The following is a 2,783-nucleotide window of genomic DNA, read 5'->3' on the forward strand; positions in this document are numbered from 1 at the left end:
CCTATAAATACTCAGATAGAAGTTATTACTTCCCCTAGTTTATTGCAGCGAGCAATAGACAAACTGCAATTAAAAGACGATGAAGGTAAACCTTTAGAAGTAGAAAAGCTCAGAAAATCTGTGGTGCTAAAAATTGTTAGCGCCACAGATGTATTGCGAATTAGCCATGCCAGCCGTGATCCGGAAGAATCAGCGGCAGTAGTCAACACAATAATGAATCTTTATTTAGAAAATGATATTTTGACAAATCGCTCTGAGGCAGCAGCAACTCGTCAATTTATGGCCAAGCAGCTTCCTAAAACTCAAGCGGCTGTTAATAATGCGGAAGTAGCGCTACGTATATTTAAACAAAAGCATCAGATTGCAGATTTATCAGAAGAAACAAGGTCAGCCGTTGCGACTATTGGAAATCTAGACAATGAAATGAATAGTGTCAAGGCTCAACTGGATGAGGTAAACGCCCAAACTATTCAACTGCGTCAGAAAGTAGAGCTAAATTCTCAGGAAGCGATCGCCGTGAGTGCCCTCAGCCAGTCACCTGCTGTACAGGGAGTTCTGACACAACTTCAAGAGACGGAGCGGCAATTAGCGATTGAGCGCAGCCGTTTTTTAGATGATAACCCCGTAATTATTAATCTAGAAGCAAAAAAAGCTAGTTTAAAATCTCTCCTGCAACAACAAGTTGGTCAGACTATTGGCAATCAAACCCAAGTTTCTCAAAGCCTATTGCAGATTGGAGAACTCAGACAAAACCTGATACAAAATTTTCTCCAGTCAGAAATACAGCGCTTTGGCTTAACTAAAAGACTTTCCTCTTTATATAATTCCCGTTCTAGCTATGAACAGCGCGTGAAACTTCTACCCCAGCTGGCACAAAATGAGCGGGAGTTAGAACGAAAAGTTGAAGTTGCAGAATCGACCTATCAAACTCTATTGAAAAAGGTTCAAGAATTACAGTTAGTTGAGAATACAAATACACCTAATTCTCGGATTATTGCTCAGGCTTCAGTGCCCAAAGATCCAGTAAGAGGCAAAAAAATAATTGTTTTGGTACTAGGAGTGATGTTTGGTTTATTTTTTGCCACCACAGCTGTACTCTTCCTAGCTCTAAGAGATCGGTCTCTAAAAACACTTAAGGAAGTTAGAGATGTATTCAGATATACTTTGCTGGGAATTGTTCCTTTGTCTGTTAAAAAGCTTCGCTTCGGTTATTCAAATGGAGAATTAACATCTCAAAAAATTGCTGTTAGAGATACCCCCCACTCTTTAACGAGCGAAATGTACCGAATGATTCAAGCAAATCTGAAATTCCTGAGTTCGGATAAAGTACTCAAAAGTATCGTGGTAACTAGTGCAGTTCCGAAAGAAGGCAAGTCTACAGTTTCAGCTAATTTGGCGGTAGCGATCGCTCAATTAGGACGTAAAGTTTTATTAATTGATGCAGATATGAGAGTTCCTTCTCAGCATCATCTCTGGCAATTAACCAATACAGTTGGCTTGAGTGAGGTTATTCTAGGTCAGGTTGAATTTGACATTGCTGTATCTAAAGTAATGGATAACCTTGATGTCTTAACTGCTGGAGTTAGGCCTCCCAACCCACTTGCTTTGCTTGACTCAAAACGGATGGTATCACTAATTGAAAATTTTTCATCTGAATATAACTATGACTTTGTAATTATTGATGCCCCTCCCCTACTTTTAGCGGCGGATGCTTTGACTTTAAGCCAAATGACTGATGGAGTTTTGTTAGTGGCGCGACCTGGTGTAATTGATTCTAATAGTGCTAATGCTGCTCAAGAGATATTAGAAAGATCCAATTACAACGTTTTAGGTTTAGTAGTAAATGGAATCATTGATAAAAACGAATCTAGTAGTTATATGTATCATGCTCACGAGTATTTTAAACCAAGACAATTGACAAAAGAGCTTAAGAGGGCAAACGCATCTAAAGTATAAGAGGTTGTTTGAAAAGTCGTAAAGTGTATTAGAAACCCTGCTTCCATTCCTCTCCCCGTTGGCGTTAGCCTGTCCTTAGACAAGCCCAGAGAGGCTTTGAAACCCCCATTTCCTGCAAGGGTTGGGGGCAGGGGCGTTAGGTTTGGGAGGCTTTGGTGTTACGAAAAAGACTTTTCAAACATCCTCTAATAATCCTTTAATAGCAAAGGTTTCAGCGTTTCATTGTTTATGCTATTTTTTCATTAAGAACATTGTCCAGCAGGGGTTTCAAAAATGCGGCGCGATCGCCCTGAGGAGCTTAAGGGAGTTGCAAAAAAATAAACCACATAACTATGATGTCCTGCTGATTCTTACTAAACCCCAAGAACCCCACCCCTTAATCCTTAACAAAGGTAGGTATTTTGTATTTGGTCATTTTTTGACTATTTCAGCCGATGCTTAAATCCCGAAACGACCAAACTACGTTCAATAGTTGAGAAAATTCTCAACTATTTTCGAGATTCCAAAAAACCTACCCTTGAAAGACCCCTTAATCCCCTCCCCGCTTGCGGGGAGGGGATTAAGGGGTGGGGTGCAATGTCTGTGAGAATCATAACTAATTATGCGCACATGATATGAAATGTGGAATCTGGGTAAAAAAAAGGGTTGTAAACAAAAACCTTGTATAAATCACGATTTTGTCATACAACCTGACGCCATACTCTTAGCTCGACTTTATCCAAAATTAAGAACTTGGCTCTCTTGATATGACCAAAGCCTAGCTTTTTGGCAAAAACTTTTTCCATGTCACTGATTATCGGTGAAATCGAAAAAGTAGAACTACCGTA

The 2,783-nt window shown here is 39.8% G+C and carries 1 protein-coding gene; it reads left to right on the top strand.

Features of this window, described 5'->3' with window-relative positions; translation table 11 throughout:
• Window positions 1–1,956: polysaccharide biosynthesis tyrosine autokinase (locus LC605_RS32300; RefSeq protein ID WP_229551444.1), on the top strand; the 1,956-nt coding region annotated here is incomplete at its 5' end.
• Between the last annotated feature and the right edge of the window lie 827 nt (window positions 1,957–2,783).

Origin of the sequence: Nostoc sp. CHAB 5836 (assembly GCF_020829445.1) — a bacterium.
Lineage (GTDB): Bacteria > Cyanobacteriota > Cyanobacteriia > Cyanobacteriales > Nostocaceae > Nostoc.